The following is a 16,380-nucleotide window of genomic DNA, read 5'->3' as shown; positions in this document are numbered from 1 at the left end:
CCCGCCGGCCATAGGCTTTTGCCTCCAGTAGCTTTTTAACCATCTGCCTGTAAGCTTGCCGGATGGGCACGCTTGTCGATTTCGAAGGCCATGCCATGGCGTCGCTGCGCCGGCGGGTGGCAGAGGTGGAGGAGGCCAATCAGGATCTGATTGCCTTCGCGCGCGGCCATTCGGGCGCTGTCGCCGCCATTCATCAGGCCGTCCTCGCCGCGCTCGACGCCGAGGGGCTCGACCATCTGATCCACATCATCACCCAGACCTGGCCGCACATGCTGGGGCTTGATGCGATTTCGCTTGCCCTGTTCGTCGAGGATCGGGCGATGCGCGCCGACGCCAGCGGCATGCAGTTCGTCGAACGGCGCATGATCGAACGCTCGATCGCGGACATTGACGGCGTGATGCTGCGCGGGGTGGAGCGCGGCCATCCACTGTTCGGCCCGGCGTCGGACCTGATCCGCGCCGAAGCCTTGATCCGCCTGAATGGCGCGCCGCCACTGCCGTCCGGCCTGCTCGCACTGGGGCAGCGCCAGCCGCAGGGCTTCGACACGCGGCACGGATCGGAACTGCTGCTCTTCCTCGGCGCCGTCGTTTCGCGCATGATCGGGCGGTGGCTGTTACCCTAGACCTTCAGGATCACCCCGCCCGGTGGATCGCCGCCGAATGGGGGCGTCATCTCGCCCAGGATCGCCGGCGATCCGCGCATACGGTGCGGGCTTATGTGGCGACCGCGCATCGCCTTGTCGCTTTCCTTGGCCAGTATCACGGGAAGGCGGTGGATGCCGTGCTGCTTGCCGAAGTGGGGCCAGCCGATCTGCGTGCCTATCTGGCCGCGCGACGGGCCGAAGGGCTGGCCAATGCATCGGCCGCGCGCGAATTATCGGCGGTGCGCGGTTTTCTGAAGCATGTCGCGGGCGAGGCGCCCAGAATGAAGGGGCCGCGCGTCAAGCGCAGCGTGCCGCGCCCGGTTTCCCCGGACGATGCGGTGGCGCTGGCAGAGGACGTCGCCGACGCGGCGAGCCAGCCGTGGATCGCCGCGCGCGACCTTGCCGTGCTGCTGCTGCTTTACGGCTCGGGCCTGCGCGTGGGCGAGGCGATGGCGCTGACCGGCGCGGTGCTGCCGCTGGGTGAAACGATCCGCGTGACCGGCAAGCGCGCCAAGACGCGGATCGTGCCGTTGCTGCCGCCGGTGCGCGCGGCGATCGAGGATTATCTGGCGAAGTCACCCTGGCCGGTGGAGCGTGATGGCGCGCTGTTTCGCGGGGCACGCGGCGGGCCGCTTTCGGCCGATATCGTCCGGCGGGCGGTGCGCATCGCGCGGGCGGGGCTGGGGCTGGGGGATCGCACCACGCCCCATGCGTTGCGCCACAGCTTTGCCACGCATCTGCTGGGGCGGGGCGCCGATCTGCGCGCGCTGCAGGAACTGCTGGGCCATGCCAGCCTGTCATCGACGCAGATCTATACCTCGGTCGACGCCGCGCACCTGATGGACGTCTATCGCAACGCCCATCCGCGCGCCTGAGGTTTTCAGCGCGACGGCCGCCAGGTCAGCACGCGCCAGAAATACCAGAGCACCAGCAGGATGATGATCGCGGTGGAGGCCGGCCCGATATATTCGTCGACCATCGTGTAGCGCTGGCCGAGCACATAGCCGGCGGTGGCGAGCAGCGTCGTCCAGCCGAGCGTGCCCAGCGTCGACCAGAACAGGAAGCGGCTGAGGCTCATGCGCAGAAGCCCCGCCGGGATCGAGACGAGCGAGCGGATCGTCGGCATCAGCCGGCCGAAGAACACGAAGGCGGCACCATGGGTGCGGAACCATTTTTCGCCGCGCTCGACCTCTGCCCAGTCCATCGTCAACCAGCGGCCGAAACGATCGATCAGCGGCTTGAAGCGCTGCAGGCCGAGCGCGCGGGCCAGCAGATACCAGAAGACATTGCCCAGCATCGCGCCGGCGGTGCCGCACAGAATAACGCCGACGAGTGACAGGGAGCCCTTGGCTGCCTGCAGCCCCGCCAGCGACATGATCACTTCGGACGGGATCGGCGGAAACACGGTTTCCGCCAGCATCAGGAAGGCGACGCCCAGATACCCCGATTGTTCGATCAGTTCACGAACCCACTCACCCACGTGCCTTCACCTTCGCTTCGATCGAATCCCAGATGATCGCCGGCGTATCGGTGCCGTTGAAACGGTCGATCGCGACGATGCCGGTGGGGGAGGTGACGTTGATTTCGGTGAGATGGCCGGCGATCACGTCGATCCCGACGAACAACAGCCCGCGCTTGGCCAGTTCCGGCCCGATGGCGGCACAGATTTCCTGTTCGCGCGGGGTAAGGTCGGTCGGGTCGGCCCGGCCGCCGGCGGCGAGGTTCGATCGGATTTCGCCATCCTTGGGCAGGCGGTTGATCGCGCCGGTGGGCTTGCCGTCGACCAGCACGATGCGCTTGTCGCCCTTCGACACGTCGGGAAGGAAGGCCTGCACCATGAACGGTTCGCGCCAGACCTGGCCGAACAATTCGGTGAGCGCGGCCAGGTTCGCATCCTTGCGGCCGACATGGAAGACGGCCGATCCGGCATTGCCGTAGAGCGGCTTCACCACCACTTCGCCATGTTCGGCGTGGAAGGCGCGCGCATCTTCCAGCCGGCGCGTGATCAGCGTCGGCGGCATGAATTCCGCATAATCGAGCACGAACAGCTTTTCGGGCGCATTGCGCACCGATTCCGGGTCGTTCACCACCAGCGTGCGGTGGCGGATGCGTTCCAGCAGGTGCGTCGCGGTGATGTAGGCGAGGTCGAAGGGTGGATCCTGCCGCATCAGCACGACATCGACATCATCGGCGAGGTCCAGCGTCACCGGATCGCCAGCGGTGAAATGATCGCCCGCGACGCGCTGCACCGTCACCGGCCGCGCCGGCGCGGTGACGCGGCCATCGCGATAGCTGAGGTCGCCCGCCTGATAATGGAACAGCTTATGCCCGCGCGCCTGCGCCGACAGCATGATCGCGAAGGTCGAATCGCCGGCGATGTTGATGGTTTCGAGCGGATCCATCTGGACCGCGACTGTGAGCGACATGGCTTCCTCGCGCTGGTTCGCCGGTGAAGTAGGGGACGCGGGCGCGATTGTCACCCGTGCCAGGCATTTGCGATGTGCTGCGGCCATGCGCGCGGGCGTACGAGGATGACGTCGATACGGATGGCATCGCCCGGCCGGGCGAAGCGGGGGACCAGGATTTCGGCGGCCTGGGCGACACGGACGAGCCGGTGCCGATCGATCGCCAGCGCCAGTTCCGCCTCGCTGGCGCGGGCCTTGACCTCGACGAAGGCGAGCGTCGCGCCGCGCCGGGCGACGAGGTCGACCTCGCCCCGGGGCGTGCGCACGCGCGTCGCCACGATCCGCCAGCCGTGGAGGCGCAGCCACCAGGCGGCGATGGCTTCGCCGCGCCGGCCACGCCGTTCGGCCGCCTGCCGGTTCAATCCGTGCCCTTGAGCGCCATGGCGCGGGCATAGAGATCGCGCCGGGGCAGGCCGGTTGCCTTGGCCACTTCGCCGGCGGCCTTGGCCACTGGCAGCCGCGTCATCGCTTCGGCCAGGGCGGCGTCGATATCCGCGTCGTCCGGCGCGGCGGCTTCGCCCGGCGGCCCGACGATGACGACGATTTCGCCCTTGGGCGGCGCATCGGCGTAACGGGCGGCCAGGGTGGAAAGCGTGCCGGTCACGCATTCCTCGAACGTCTTGCTGATTTCGCGCGCGACTGCGGCCTCGCGATCGCCAAGGCCGGCGGCCAGTGCGGAAAGCGCGGTGGCGAGGCGCGGGCCCGATTCGTAGAGGATCAGCGTCGCGCGGATGGCGGCGACTTCGGCAATCGCATCGGCGCGTGCCTTTTCCTTGGGCGGCAGGAAGCCGAGAAAGAAGAAACGATCGGTGGGCAGGCCCGCCAGCGTGAGCGCCGCGATCGCCGCGCACGGGCCGGGAATGGTCGTCACCATATGGCCGGCGGCGCGCGCGTCGCGGACGAGCTTGAAGCCGGGATCGGAAATCAGCGGCGTGCCGGCGTCCGAAACCAGCGCGATGGCCTGCGTCCCCATGCGTTCAACCAAACCGGGGCGAACCTGATCGGCATTATGATCGTGATAGGGCATCATCGGCCTTTTGGTGCCGATCCGCTGGAGTAGCTTGGCCGTGACCCGGCTGTCCTCCACCGCGATCAGATCGGCCTGTGCGAGAATGGACGCTGCGCGCGGAGAAAGATCGGACAAGTTGCCGATCGGTGTCGCAACAATGTAGAGGCCGGGTGTCAGGGCCTCGTCAGGGGGCTGTTTCATGGGATGATGTCATGGCAGAGGCTTGGGCCGGGTCGCAACCGCGCCGCACGTTTCTTCGTTTCGCTGGTGTTGGGCTTGCGGTTGTTCTGGCGGGTTGTCAGGGGATGGTGCCCAAGACCACGCCCCCCGCGAAGCCCGCGCCGCCGCCCACGGTGGAACGCCCCGTGGGGCCGGGCCTGCCGACCGATCAGGAACGCCACCGCGTCGCGCTGCTCGTCCCGATGACGGGCACGAATGCCGCAGTGGGGCAGTCCATCGCCAATGCCGCGAATCTCGCCCTGCTCGATACCGGCGGGGCGAAGGTGCGGATCACCACCTATGATACCGCGCCCGGCGCGGCTGCCGCCGCCCAGCGCGCGCTGGCCGATGGCAATCGCCTGTTCCTCGGCCCGTTGCTGGCGGATGACGTCCGCGCGATCGCGGCGCCCGCGCGCGGTGCCGGCGTGCCGGTGATCAGCTTTTCCAACGATGCGTCGGTGGCCGGCAACGGCGTCTATCTGCTCGGCTTTTCGCCCGCGCAGTCGATCGATCGGGTGGTGCGTTATGCCCGTTCGCAGGGTTCGACCAAGTTCGCCGGGCTGATGCCGACCGGGCTTTATGGCCGCAACGCATCCAACGCGTTGATCCATTCGGCCGAAGCATCTGGCGGCAGCGTGGTTTCGCTCCAGACCTTCGATCGCAGCCCGAAATCGCTGACGACGGCGATCGGCAAGCTGAACCAGTCCGGCGACTATGATGCCGTGCTGATCGCCGATGGCGGGCGCATCGCGGTGCAGGCCGCGCCGCAGATCCGCAAGGCGGGCGGCGCCAATGCCAAGATCCTCGGCACCGAATTGTGGGCGACGGAAAGCACGCTTGCCGCGAACCCTGCGATGAACGGCGCGTGGTTCGCCAGCGTGCAGGAGAATATGTACCGCCAGCTGGCGACCAAATATCGTGCCCGTTTCGGCAAGCCGCCCTATCGGCTGGCCAGCCTGGGCTATGATGCGGTGCTGCTGACGGTGCGAATCGCCGGCCAGTGGAAGGTGGGCGATCGCTTCCCGGTGAAGGCGCTGACCGACAGCGACGGCTTCGCCGGCGTCGACGGTGCCTTCCGCTTCGGCACCGACGGCGTGGCCGAACGTGCGCTCGCCGTCCACCAGATCGGCACGGGCGGTATCTCCACCGTGGCGCCGGCGCCACGCGGTTTCGGCAAGTAAGGGGCGGAAACTAAAGGGGGGTGGCTGTCAGTTGACGGCCACCACTTCGCCCAGGATCGCGTCGAGCAGCGGCATCCCCTGCGGCGTAACTGCCAGGCGGGCACCATTGCGGGCAACGAAGCCCAGCCGCTCGAGATTGATGACGGCGCGATCGTTGACCAGCGCATCGGCGGCAATGCCGCTGCGGCGTGCGATGCGATCGAGATCCACGCCCTCGTTCAGCCGCAGGCCCATCAGCAGCGCTTCCGTGGCACGCGCGGTCGGGGACAGGGCTTCTTCGCTTTCGGTGCCATGGCCGTTGCGGGCGACGGCGCTCAGCCAGTTTTCGGGCTTCTTGCGGCGGAAGGTGGCGTGGCCGTCGCGCCGGCCGTGCGCGCCCGGGCCGACGCCCAGATAATCGCCATAACGCCAGTAAGTCAGGTTGTGGCGGCTTTCCTGGCCGGGCCGCGCATGGTTGGAAATCTCATAGGCCGGAATGCCCGCCGCCGCCGTCTGATCGCGTGTCATTTCGAACAGGGCGGCGCCCTCGTCGGGATCGAGCGGCGAAAGCTCGCCCTTGTCGACCAGCGTGGCGAAGCGCGTGCCGGGTTCGATGGTGAGCTGATAGAGCGACAGGTGGCCGGTGCCGAAGCCGATGGCGCGCGCGAGTTCGGCCTGCCAGGCCGCTTCGCTTTGGCCGGGTAGTGCATAGATCAGATCGAAGCTGACCCGCGCGAAATGGCGTTGCGCGGTATCGAGCGCGGCGAGCCCTTCGGCCACGTCATGCGCCCGGCCGAGCAGATGGAGCGCGCGATCGTCGAGCGATTGCAGGCCGAGCGACACGCGGTTGACGCCGGCGGCGGCCAGGCCGGCAAAGCGGGCGGCTTCGACCGAGGAGGGGTTGGCCTCCAGCGTGATTTCCACATCGTCGGCAAAGCCCCAATGGCGTTCGGCGGCGCCGATCACCGCCGCCACCGTTTCGGGCTGCATCAGCGAAGGCGTGCCCCCGCCGAAGAAGATCGAGGTCAGCTTGCGGCCGCCGGTGAGCGCGGCTTCATGCGCGAGATCGGCGAGCAGGGCGTCGCGCCACGCCGCTTCGTCAATTTCGGCGCGGACGTGGCTGTTGAAATCGCAATATGGGCATTTGGAGACGCAGAACGGCCAGTGGACGTAGAGCGCGAGAGGCTCCTGGGTCACGATCCGGCCGTTCCCGTCATCTTACAGTACCGCCGCAACCAGCTTGCGGAAGGCATCCGCCCGGTGGCTCATCGCATGCTTGGCGGCCGGCTCCATCTCGCCGAAGGTGACGTCATGGTGCCAGGGCTGGAACATGGCGTCATAGCCGAAGCCGTTCTCACCGCGCGGCGGCCAGACCAGCTGGCCATCCACACGGCCTTCGAAATTTTCGACATGGCCGTCGGGCCAGCACACCGACAGGGCGCACACGAAATGCGCGTCGCGGCCGGCATCGGGCACGCGGGAAAGATTGTCCTCCACCAATTGCATGGCGAGGCCGAAATCCTTGGACGGGCCGGCCCAGCGGGCGGAGAAGATGCCGGGTTCGCCGCCGAGCGCCTCGACGCAGAGGCCCGAATCGTCGGCAAGCGCGGGCAGGCCGGAAAGATCGGCCGCCGCGCGCGCCTTCAGCTCGGCATTGGCGACGAAGGTGGTGCCCGTCTCGTCGGGTTCGGGCAGGCCGAGCGAGCCGGCCGACACCGGTTCGATGCCGAACGGTGCCAGCAGCTCGCGGATCTCGCGCACCTTGCCCTCATTGTGGCTGGCGATGACCAGCTTGCCGGGCGTCAGCTTGCGATGGTGCGCGGTCACCGGCCGACGGCCTTGCGCTGCGCGACGAAGATGTCGCTGCAACCGATGCGGGCGAGGCGAAGCAGGCGGAGCAGCGCTTCCTCGTCATAGGTCGCGCCTTCGGCCGTCGCCTGCGCCTCGGCAATGTTGCCATTGTCGAGCAGCACGAAATTGGCGTCGGCATGGGCGTTCGAATCCTCGTCATAATCGAGGTCGAGCACCGGCGTGCCTTCATAGATGCCGCAGGAAACCGCCGCGACCTGCGCGGTGATCGGATCCTCGGTCAGCAGGCCCTGCTTGATCAGGCCATCGACGGCGAGGCGCAGCGCCACCCAGGCGCCCGAGATCGATGCGGTGCGCGTGCCGCCATCGGCCTGCAGTACATCGCAATCGATGCTGATCTGGCGTTCGCCGAGCTTGGCGAGATCGACCACGGCGCGCAAGGAACGGCCGATAAGGCGCTGTATTTCCTGGGTGCGGCCCGATTGCTTGCCCTTCGCGGCTTCGCGGCTGCCACGGGTGTGGGTGGCGCGGGGAAGCATGCCATATTCGGCCGTCACCCAACCCTGGCCCTTGCCGCGCAGGAAGGGAGGCACGCGTTCCTCGATCGAGGCGGTGACGAGAACCTTGGTGTCGCCGAAGCCGATCAGGCAGGAGCCTTCGGCATGACGGGTATAACCTGTCTCGATCGTGATCGTACGCATCTGATCGGGCGCGCGGCCGGAGGGGCGCATGGACATTCCTTCGCTGGTGAACTCAGGCCAGCGGCTCTAGCCCCCCGGGCGCCGGGAGGCCAGAGAAAGCGTGTATCAATCGCCGAACATGCCCTTCAGCTTGGCGAAGAAGCCGCTCGCTTCCGGGCTTTCCTCGCCGGTTTCGAGCGTGCGGAACTCCTCCAGCAGCTCGCGCTGGCGGGCGGTGAGCTTGGTCGGGGTTTCGACGTCGATCTGGATCACCATGTCGCCATGGCCCCGGCCGTTCAGCACCGGCATGCCGGCGCCGCGCTGGCGAATCTGCTTGCCCGACTGGATGCCGGCCGGAATCCGCAATTCGTGCCGTTCGCCGTCCAGCCCCGGCACCTCGATCGTGCCGCCCAGCGCCGCCGTGGTGATCGACACCGGGCAGCGCGCAAACAGCGTCGTGCCTTCGCGCTCGAACAGCTTGTGGCGGCTGACGTGGATGAAGATGTAGAGATCGCCCGGAGGGGCGCCGCGCGCGCCGGCCTCGCCTTCGCCAGACAGGCGGATGCGCGTGCCTTCGTCGACGCCGGCGGGGATGTTGACCTCCAGCGTCTTGGTGCGATCGACCCGGCCTTCGCCCCGGCATTCGGTGCAGGGTTCGGAAATCACCTGGCCGGCGCCATGGCAGGACGGGCAGGTGCGTTCGACGACGAAGAAGCCCTGCTGCGCGCGCACCTTGCCGTGGCCGCCGCAGGTGGGGCAGCCCTTGGCCTCGGTGCCGGGCTTCGCGCCCGAACCGCCGCAAGGTTCGCAATTGGCCGCCACGTCGATGCGGATTTCCGCGCTCTTGCCGTGGAACGCTTCCTCGAGCGTGATTTCCATGTCGTAGCGCAGGTCCGCGCCGCGACGGACATTCTGGCGGCCGCCACGGCCACCGCCCATGAATTCGCCGAAGATATTTTCGAAGATGTCGGAAAAGCCGCCGAAATCCTGTCCGGCAAAGCCGCCGCCGGGGCCGCCCGGTCCGCCATTCTGGAAGGCGGCATGGCCGAACCGATCATAAGCCGCGCGCTTCTGCGGATCCTTCAGGCAGTCATAGGCGGCGTTGATCGCCTTGAACTTGGCTTCGGAATCCTTGCAGCCCGGATTGCGATCCGGGTGGCATTGCATCGCCAGCTTGCGATAGGCGGACTTGATCGTCTTGTCGTCCGCGCTCCGTTCGACTTCGAGCAGTTCGTAAAAATCAACTTCGGCCATCAGGCCCCCCGGAAATCAGGTCCCTCTCCCCCGGGGTGCGGGGGAGAGGGGTTGGAGGCTTACGCCTTGTTGTTGTCGTCCACTTCCGAGAACTCGGCGTCGACCACATCGTCGGCCTTCGCCTCGCCCGCGTCGGCGGCCGGGGAAGCAGCAGTTTGCTGCTCCTTCTCGTAGATCGCCTGGCCGAGCTTCATGGCAACCTGCGCGAGCGCCTGACCCTTTTCGGTCATCGTTGCCGGATCGCCGCCCTCGACCGCCGTCTTGGCGGCAGCGATGGCGTCCTGAATCTCGGACTTCAGCGCCGCGTCGACCTTGTCGCCATGCTCTTCAAGCTGGCGCTCGGTCGTGTGGATCAGGCTTTCGGCGTTGTTCTTCGCCTCGGCCGCCTCGCGACGCTTCTTGTCGTCTTCCGCGAACTTTTCGGCATCCTTGACCATCTGGTCGATGTCGCCGTCCGAAAGACCACCCGAAGCCTGGATGCGGATCTGCTGTTCCTTGCCGGTGCCCTTGTCCTTCGCCGTGACGTGGACGATGCCGTTCGCGTCGATGTCGAAGGTGACTTCGATCTGCGGCACGCCGCGCGGGGCCGGCGGGATGCCGACGAGATCGAACTGGCCAAGCAGCTTGTTGTCCGCCGCCATTTCGCGTTCGCCCTGGAACACGCGGATGGTCACGGCCTGCTGATTGTCATCGGCGGTCGAATAGACCTGGCTCTTCTTCGCCGGGATCGTCGTGTTGCGATCGATCATGCGGGTGAAGACGCCGCCCAGCGTTTCGATGCCGAGCGACAGCGGGGTCACGTCGAGCAGCAGCACGTCCTTGACGTCGCCCTGAAGCACGCCGGCCTGGATGGCGGCGCCCATGGCCACCACTTCATCCGGGTTCACGCCGGTGTGCGGTTCCTTGCCGAAGAAGCCCTTCACGACTTCGCGGACCTTGGGCATGCGCGTCATGCCGCCGACGAGGACGACTTCGTCGATCTGGTCGGCCTTCACGCCGGCATCGGCGAGCGCCCTCTTCATCGGCTCGATCGTGCGCTGGATCAGCGCGTCGACGAGACGCTCCAGCTCGGCGCGGGTGATCGACTTGACGAGGTGCTTCGGACCCGTGGCGTCGGCGGTGATGAAGGGCAGGTTGACCTCGGTCGTCTGCGCCGACGACAGCTCGATCTTCGCCTTTTCGGCCGCTTCCTTCAGGCGCTGCAGCGCAAGGCGATCCTTGGTGAGATCGATGCCCTCGGCCTTCTTGAACTCGTCCGCCAGATATTCGACGATCCGGGCGTCGAAATCCTCGCCGCCGAGGAAGGTGTCGCCGTTGGTCGACTTCACTTCGAACACGCCGTCGCCGATCTCGAGGATCGAGACGTCGAACGTGCCGCCGCCAAGATCATAGACGGCGATCGTCTTGCCGTCATTCTTGTCGAGGCCGTAAGCGAGCGCGGCCGCGGTCGGCTCGTTGATGATGCGCAGCACTTCAAGACCCGCGATCTGGCCGGCGTCCTTGGTCGCCTGGCGCTGCGCGTCGTTGAAATAGGCCGGCACGGTGATCACGGCCTGCGTCACCGTTTCGCCCAGATAGGCTTCGGCGGTTTCCTTCATCTTCTGCAGCGTGAAGGCGGAGATCTGCGAGGGCGAGTAATCATTGCCGCCAGCCTGCACCCATGCGTCGCCATTGGGGCCGCGCACGATGTGATAGGGCACCAGTTCGGTGTCCTTCTTGGTGACGGGATCGTCGAAGCGGCGGCCGATGAGGCGCTTCACCGCGAAGATCGTGTTGTCCGGATTGGTCACCGCCTGGCGCTTGGCCGGCTGGCCGATCAGGCGTTCGCCATCCTTGGCGAAGGCGACGATCGACGGCGTGGTGCGCGCACCTTCCGCATTTTCGATCACCTTGGGCTTGCCGCCGTCCATCACGGCGACGCAGCTGTTGGTCGTACCAAGGTCGATACCGATTACTTTACCCATATAAATACCCTTCGTCCCCCGAAGATTGAGGCGTATCCGTCGGTTCCCCTTGCGAGTGAAGCGAAAACCGCGCGGTTGTTGCTGTTCGGGGGTCGATATAGGCGGGCTTTCGGTTGCCGCAAGACGTCCCCATGCCTAATGGATGCGCCACGGCCCGCCTGATCGCGATTGATGGAGTTTTCGCTTATGCCCCGCCGCTTCCGACTGGCATTTTCCGCGACCGCCCTCGCTCTGGCGGCCTGCCAGCCCGCTGCGCCCGGCGATACGCCGGAAAATCGGGCGCAGGCGCCTGCGGCCGGGGCTGCTGTCGCCCCCGTGATCGCGGATGCGTGGGTGCGGCTGTCGCCTGTCGCCGGGCGGCCGGCGGCGGCCTATTTCACCGTCCGTGGCGGCGACGCGGCTGATCGCCTGATCGGCGTCGAAAGCGCGAAGGTCGGCCGGATCGAGCTGCACGAAGGCGGCATGAAGGACGGCATGATGACGATGCGCGCGATCGACGGCGTGGATGTGCCGGCGGATGGCGAGGCCAGTTTCGCGCCGGGCGGCAACCATGCCATGCTGTTCGACGTCGCCGCCGATGTCGGGCCCGGCGGCGAACTGCCGCTGACCTTCCGCTTCGCAAGCGGCAAGAGCGTCGAGGCGATGGCCCGCACGCAGGCCGCCGGCGATGCCGCGCCCGGCGGGCATGACGGCCACTGAGATTTCGGGCGCGCGGCCGCTGACCGCTGGCGAGCGCGCTTTATCCGCCAGCATGTTCGGCGACGCGATCGATTATGATCGCGTCCGCCTGCACCGGCGCAAATGGTGGCCCTTTCAGCCTCGGCTGGTGCTGATGGCGCCCGATGGCGACATCTGGTTCCATCCCGATGGCCCGCACTGGCGCGAGGATTTCGCCAATGCGCCGCTGGCCGCGCAGGGGCATTTCATCCACGAGATGACGCATGTCTGGCAGGCGCAGCGCGGCGGCCGCTGGTGGCTGCCGCTGATGCGCCATCCCTTCTGCCGCTATGGCTATCGCTTCGTCGTGGACCGGCCGTTCACGGCTTATGGCATCGAACAGCAGGCCGAAATCGTGCGCCATGCCTTCCTCCAGCGCTGCGGCTGCAGGGTCGAAGGTGCGGCGACACTGGCGCAGTGCGAAGCGGTGCTGCCCTTCCGCTCGGTGTGACGAGTCGGCGGTTTTTACAATCGAGCAATGATGCGGCGGGCGTCGAAGGCGGAAATTCAGCCCAAGAGGCCGGATTTTACAGTTTGGCATCTCTTTTGCTTATCAATGGGAATGGTGCCGGACGCGTGAACATGTCTGCCGGCGAGGTTGATAGAGTTGGGGGATCAGATGCGTACATTCTTTACTGGTCTGTTGGGCGCGATGGCCGTGGCGACGGTAGCGGCGCCGGCTTCGGCTGCGGTGACGATCGTCAACGACAAGTGCGTGTCGGTCAGCGACTCCGCCGGCTGCCTGTTCAACGGGAACATTGCCGCGCAGTTCACCGCCGAAACCCAAAGCGTTTACAACGCGGCGCGCGACCCGGACATTTCGCTGACCCATCTGTTCAAGTCCGACGATGGTCAGGGCTTCCTCGGCACGATCACGTTCGACGATGCCAGCGAGACCAGCGGCACATGGTCGACCAACGGTTTCCTTGTCGACTATCTGGCCGTGAAGGCAGGCAGCCAGTTCGTGCTTTATTCGATCGCTCCGGCGTCGAGCGGCACCTGGTCGACCGCCGGTCTGGTCAACGGCCGGGGTATCAAGCGCGAATTGTCGCACCTGTCCTTCTTCGGCAGTGCGGTGCAGGCGGCAGTGCCTGAGCCCACCAGCTGGGCGATGATGATCGCGGGCTTCGGGCTGATCGGCGCGGGCATGCGTTCGCGTCGCAAGGACGGCGCGGCTCTCTGCCAGGCCTGATCCGCTTTTCAGCGCATTGTGATGGGCCGCTGCCTTGCCGGGTGGCGGCCCATTTTCGTCGGTTGGATTTTTGAACCGAAGCTATGGACCGGCTGACGGCTTCGTGGCATGGGCCCGGTTCCAACGCCGTGCGGGCGTGGTGAAATTGGTAGACGCGCCGGACTCAAAAGCGTATTTATATCAGCTACTTATACAAAAAACGTAGCAAAAACAGTCTGTTAATGGCAAAATAAAAAGATGGACGCCTAGCGCACATCTAGCACAAAAAACGCTACCAAAGGTGCAGCCATGACAGACATGACCACAACCGCCCGCCACAAGTTTCTAGATGGCAAAGTCCAACTCTACATGCGGGCCAAGAGTCCGCACTGGCAATGCTCCTGCTCCATCGCAGGAAAGCAGATGCGAACCAGCACCAAGGAGGAGAGCCTAGCCCGCGCCAAAGACGTTGCGCGCGACTGGTATCTTGGCCTCATGGGCAAATACCGCGCCGGAGAGATCAAGGAAGGCACGCCCTTCAAGAAGGCCGCGCAGCATTTCCTTTCGGAATACACCATCATCACCGAGGGGGAACGCAACGCCAAATACGTTGAAGGCCACGGCATCCGGCTTCGCGTCCATCTGCTGCCGTTCTTTGGCGACAAGATGGTCGAGGAAATCACCCCCGGACTTGTGCAGGAATACCGCGTCCACCGCATGACCTCTCGCAAGGACAAGGAGGGCAACCCAATGCGCCCTTCGCGGTCAACGCTTCACTCCGAAATCATCACCCTGCGCCACGTCCTGAAAACGGCGCAGCGCCACGGCTGGCTTCCGTATCTGCCGGACATTTCCGCGCCCTATAAGGCTTCGGGCAAGATCGCGCACCGCGCTTGGTTTTCGCCGGAGGAATACAAGCAGCTTTACAAGGCCACGGGCGAGCGGGCGAAGAACCCCAAGAAAGAGCGGTGGCGGTCAGCTTGCGAGGATTTGCACGATTATGTGCTGTTCATGGTGAATAGCGGCCTTCGCCCCGACGAAGCCAAGCGCATCGAGGTGCGCGACGTGGAGATTGTCACCGAGAACAAGCAGCGCATCTTGCTTATCACGGTGCGCGGCAAGCGGGGCGTCGGCTACTGCAAAACGATGCCCGGTGCCGTGATGCCGTTCCAGCGGATGCAGAAGCGTCACAGCCTTGGAACCAAAGACCTCATTTTCCCGAAAATCCAACGTGAACTGTTCAACACGATTCTGGACGAATTGGGGATGAAGCAGGACAGGGAAGGGAACCCGCGCACGGCCTATAGCCTGCGCCATACCTATATCAGCTTCCGGCTCATGGAAGGAGCCGACATTTATCAGGTAGCTAAAAACTGCCGCACCAGCGTTGAAATGATCGAGAAATTCTATGCTTCTCATATCAAAGACATGATCGACGCGGCGGCGATCAATACAAGGAAGAAGCGCTAAGTAGGTTATTGACGAATATTCTATTTTTTTGTCAAATGGGGATCACCTTCGGTTGACGCGGCGAGCCTTTCGCCGCATATGCCCGAACCCCTAGCCGGTGTGGTGAAATTGGTAGACGCGCTGGATTCAAAATCCAGTTCCGCAAGGAGTGTCGGTTCGAGTCCGACCACCGGCACCATCTTCCTTGTTCCTTGCAATGAGCGCCGAACGGCGCTTGCCCCTTGGCCCGAAGCCGGAACCACGGCGACGGCCTTTTTGCGAAGGTCCGCCCGAACGGGCGGGCCGTTGGGCATCAGGCTCCCGAACGGGAGCCGCCCATCGCACTCTTATTCCTCTGTCGGCAAATCTGCGAAGCGCGACTTGGCGGGCTTGCTCGCCAGCACCGCCGCCCGCGCGGTTTCATCGCCCCATAGCAATCGCTCGACCTTGCCCCGCAAGAGGGTCTTGGCGGCACGCCGTATCTGTTCGCCAGCCTTGAGCGCCTGAACCGACTTTCCGGCAGCTTCATCTTTCGTGATCGTGCAGCCCCGCACGAGCAGTTTCACCCAACCGTCCTCGCCACGTTGCAGCACTTCGGCGGCAACCTGGCGCTCGCCTATGCGGAGCGCCTTGCCTTTGCGGCGGTTGTGAAAGACGCCTTCCTTCCAGCGGATAACGTCAGCCGCGATAAAGTCCTGTGCCTCTATCCATTGCTCCATGCTGTCCTGTTCCGCGCCCGCGCCGGACGCACCGGAAAACCGTCAGCGCCTACGGCCGCCGTCGCGGTCGCGCTGTTCCGCTTCGAGGCGCGCCAGTTCCTCGCGGATCATTTCCTTGATAGGTTCGAGCGACCGCGTTCCTTCCCAAACCATGTCAGGCACGATGCTGAAATAGTCGTGGCTCGCCACGTTCCTGAAAGCGCGTATCTTGTTCCACGGTATGTCGGGGTGCCGCTCTTTAAGGTCATCCGGCAGCTTGGTCGTCACTTCGCCAAGCATCGACAGGCGATATGTGGTCGCGTCTTGAAGGTCTGTATCATTCAGATAGTCGTCGTAAGATCGACCCTTCAAGCTGTCGTCAATGCGGTCAATCAGCATTTGGAGATTGTCGAGATTGTCGCTCAGGCTCCGGCTCATTAGAACACCCGAACCAAGTCAGCTTCTACCCGCTGCCTCATTCTGTCGTTAAGCCCTTTGCGGGGAATGAAATCGACCTTGGTATTCATGTATTCAGACAGTTCCTCTTGAAGCCCCGCCTGATCGAAAATGCTGAACCCACGATCAGGGATATATTCAAAAAGAAGGTCGAGGTCGGACGCTTCATCGGCCTCGCCGCGCGCGGTGGAACCAAAGAGATACAAGGCCGAAACGCCTTGTTGGCGCAGCCTTTGTTCCAACGGCTTCAATCGAGCCAATGCTATCTCTCGTTTCATACTTCAATTCTTGCACAGAGCCGCGCGGGAGGCAAGGCGCTTCAATGGACGATGGCCGATAAGGCATTGATAATAAGCATATTATTGTATGCACTGGCGCGGCCAGCGGGGGGCAGGCAAAGCCCTTAGAACCCCGGCGGCTTCGGCCCGCGCGGCTTGGGCTGCTGTTGCAGGCGCACGATTGCATCCTCGATGTTACGCAGCGAGGCGTAGATATGCGGGTTGAGAAAGACCGACTGCCCCATGCGGCGCAGATCGGCCATGATGCGACCATGCAGGGCGCGCAGTTCCTGTTCGGTCATTCCGTGCAGCTCGTTGGGGGCGATAAATTGCGACATGATGTTTTCTCCCTGTCTGAACCGCGACCATCGCGGCCTTCATAAGCAGACAGAGGCAGGGCGTTCGCC

20 protein-coding genes and 1 tRNA gene are annotated in these 16,380 nt (G+C 64.9%); 8 read left to right on the top strand and 13 right to left on the bottom strand.

The window, feature by feature from the left end; genetic code table 11:
- Positions 1-62 precede the first annotated feature (62 nt).
- Both CHB74_RS05790 and CHB74_RS05785 read left to right on the top strand, forming a co-directional pair.
- Positions 63-623, top strand: a complete 561-nt coding sequence (locus tag CHB74_RS05790; RefSeq protein WP_089218673.1) for a DUF484 family protein — start codon at positions 63-65, stop codon at positions 621-623.
- Positions 608-1,519 carry a tyrosine recombinase XerC gene (locus tag CHB74_RS05785; RefSeq protein WP_089218672.1) on the top strand — a complete coding sequence of 304 codons (912 nt, stop codon included), beginning with the start codon at positions 608-610 and terminating at the stop codon, positions 1,517-1,519. The genes CHB74_RS05790 and CHB74_RS05785 overlap by 16 nt, the downstream gene beginning before the upstream one ends.
- 5 nt (positions 1,520-1,524) lie before the next feature.
- On the opposite strand, the gene CHB74_RS05780 is transcribed toward CHB74_RS05785, so the two are convergent.
- Genes CHB74_RS05780 through rsmI form a run of 4 tightly spaced genes read right to left on the bottom strand, consistent with a single transcriptional unit; the run spans position 1,525 to position 4,319 of the window.
- Complete coding sequence (locus CHB74_RS05780; protein WP_089218671.1) at positions 1,525-2,124, bottom strand: DedA family protein; 600 nt, start codon at positions 2,122-2,124, stop codon at positions 1,525-1,527.
- Entirely contained in the window at positions 2,117-3,070 is a 954-nt protein-coding gene (gene gshB, locus CHB74_RS05775; protein ID WP_089218670.1) for a glutathione synthase, read from the bottom strand. Before gshB ends, CHB74_RS05780 begins: the two co-directional genes overlap by 8 nt.
- Before the next feature lie 50 nt (positions 3,071-3,120).
- On the bottom strand, positions 3,121-3,471 hold the full coding sequence (locus CHB74_RS05770) for a YraN family protein (protein WP_089218669.1): 351 nt from the start codon (positions 3,469-3,471) through the stop codon (positions 3,121-3,123).
- A complete protein-coding gene (rsmI, locus tag CHB74_RS05765; RefSeq protein ID WP_089218668.1) occupies positions 3,468-4,319 on the bottom strand; it encodes a 16S rRNA (cytidine(1402)-2'-O)-methyltransferase in 852 nt (283 codons plus the stop codon). The genes CHB74_RS05770 and rsmI overlap by 4 nt, the downstream gene beginning before the upstream one ends.
- Before the next feature lie 11 nt (positions 4,320-4,330).
- Between rsmI and CHB74_RS05760 the strand changes: the two genes are divergently transcribed.
- Positions 4,331-5,518 carry a penicillin-binding protein activator gene (locus tag CHB74_RS05760; protein WP_089218667.1) on the top strand — a complete coding sequence of 396 codons (1,188 nt, stop codon included), beginning with the start codon at positions 4,331-4,333 and terminating at the stop codon, positions 5,516-5,518.
- A 27-nt stretch (positions 5,519-5,545) separates the two neighbouring features.
- On the opposite strand, the gene hemW is transcribed toward CHB74_RS05760, so the two are convergent.
- The 5 genes from hemW to dnaK form a co-directional block, all read right to left on the bottom strand.
- Positions 5,546-6,694 carry a radical SAM family heme chaperone HemW gene (hemW, locus tag CHB74_RS05755; protein ID WP_089218666.1) on the bottom strand — a complete coding sequence of 383 codons (1,149 nt, stop codon included), beginning with the start codon at positions 6,692-6,694 and terminating at the stop codon, positions 5,546-5,548.
- A 21-nt stretch (positions 6,695-6,715) separates the two neighbouring features.
- Positions 6,716-7,324 carry an RdgB/HAM1 family non-canonical purine NTP pyrophosphatase gene (gene rdgB, locus CHB74_RS05750; RefSeq protein WP_089218665.1) on the bottom strand — a complete coding sequence of 203 codons (609 nt, stop codon included), beginning with the start codon at positions 7,322-7,324 and terminating at the stop codon, positions 6,716-6,718.
- Positions 7,321-8,037: a ribonuclease PH gene (rph, locus tag CHB74_RS05745; RefSeq protein ID WP_089218733.1), complete on the bottom strand. Its 717-nt coding sequence runs from the start codon at positions 8,035-8,037 to the stop codon at positions 7,321-7,323. Before rph ends, rdgB begins: the two co-directional genes overlap by 4 nt.
- Positions 8,038-8,112: 75 nt before the next feature.
- Positions 8,113-9,240, bottom strand: coding sequence for a molecular chaperone DnaJ (dnaJ, locus tag CHB74_RS05740; protein WP_425442242.1), 1,128 nt, complete (start codon positions 9,238-9,240; stop codon positions 8,113-8,115).
- A gap of 59 nt (positions 9,241-9,299) precedes the next feature.
- The gene (gene dnaK / locus CHB74_RS05735; protein WP_089218663.1) at positions 9,300-11,204 is read right to left on the bottom strand and encodes a molecular chaperone DnaK; all 1,905 of its coding nucleotides are present in this window, start codon (positions 11,202-11,204) and stop codon (positions 9,300-9,302) included.
- 186 nt (positions 11,205-11,390) lie between these two features.
- Here dnaK and CHB74_RS05730 point away from each other — a divergent pair, with 186 nt between their 5' ends.
- The 5 genes from CHB74_RS05730 (at position 11,391) to CHB74_RS05710 (ending at position 14,740) form a co-directional block, all read left to right on the top strand.
- A complete protein-coding gene (locus CHB74_RS05730; RefSeq protein ID WP_089218732.1) occupies positions 11,391-11,903 on the top strand; it encodes a copper chaperone PCu(A)C in 513 nt (170 codons plus the stop codon).
- Complete coding sequence (locus CHB74_RS05725) at positions 11,890-12,372, top strand: vgr related protein (protein WP_089218731.1); 483 nt, start codon at positions 11,890-11,892, stop codon at positions 12,370-12,372. Before CHB74_RS05730 ends, CHB74_RS05725 begins: the two co-directional genes overlap by 14 nt.
- Positions 12,373-12,540: 168 nt before the next feature.
- Positions 12,541-13,113 carry a PEPxxWA-CTERM sorting domain-containing protein gene (locus CHB74_RS05720; protein ID WP_089218662.1) on the top strand — a complete coding sequence of 191 codons (573 nt, stop codon included), beginning with the start codon at positions 12,541-12,543 and terminating at the stop codon, positions 13,111-13,113.
- 288 nt (positions 13,114-13,401) lie between these two features.
- Positions 13,402-14,562 (top strand): tyrosine-type recombinase/integrase, encoded by a 1,161-nt coding sequence (locus CHB74_RS05715; protein WP_245842658.1) that lies wholly within the window; start codon positions 13,402-13,404, stop codon positions 14,560-14,562.
- 93 nt (positions 14,563-14,655) lie between these two features.
- Positions 14,656-14,740, top strand: a tRNA-Leu gene (locus tag CHB74_RS05710).
- A gap of 148 nt (positions 14,741-14,888) precedes the next feature.
- Here the strand turns inward: CHB74_RS05710 and CHB74_RS05705 are convergent.
- The 4 genes from CHB74_RS05705 to CHB74_RS21575 form a co-directional block, all read right to left on the bottom strand.
- A complete protein-coding gene (locus tag CHB74_RS05705) occupies positions 14,889-15,260 on the bottom strand; it encodes a hypothetical protein (protein ID WP_089218660.1) in 372 nt (123 codons plus the stop codon).
- Positions 15,261-15,302: 42 nt separating this feature from the next.
- The gene (locus CHB74_RS05700) at positions 15,303-15,677 is read right to left on the bottom strand and encodes a HepT-like ribonuclease domain-containing protein (protein ID WP_089218659.1); all 375 of its coding nucleotides are present in this window, start codon (positions 15,675-15,677) and stop codon (positions 15,303-15,305) included.
- Positions 15,677-15,973, bottom strand: coding sequence for a nucleotidyltransferase family protein (locus tag CHB74_RS05695; protein WP_089218658.1), 297 nt, complete (start codon positions 15,971-15,973; stop codon positions 15,677-15,679). Before CHB74_RS05695 ends, CHB74_RS05700 begins: the two co-directional genes overlap by 1 nt.
- Before the next feature lie 125 nt (positions 15,974-16,098).
- Positions 16,099-16,311, bottom strand: coding sequence for a hypothetical protein (locus tag CHB74_RS21575; RefSeq protein WP_144033731.1), 213 nt, complete (start codon positions 16,309-16,311; stop codon positions 16,099-16,101).
- Positions 16,312-16,380: the final 69 nt, after the last annotated feature.

Source organism: Edaphosphingomonas laterariae (genome assembly GCF_900188165.1).
GTDB lineage: Bacteria > Pseudomonadota > Alphaproteobacteria > Sphingomonadales > Sphingomonadaceae > Sphingomonas_E > Sphingomonas_E laterariae.
Note: the sequence above shows the minus strand (reverse complement) of the source record. Positions and strands in the feature narration are given on the sequence as shown.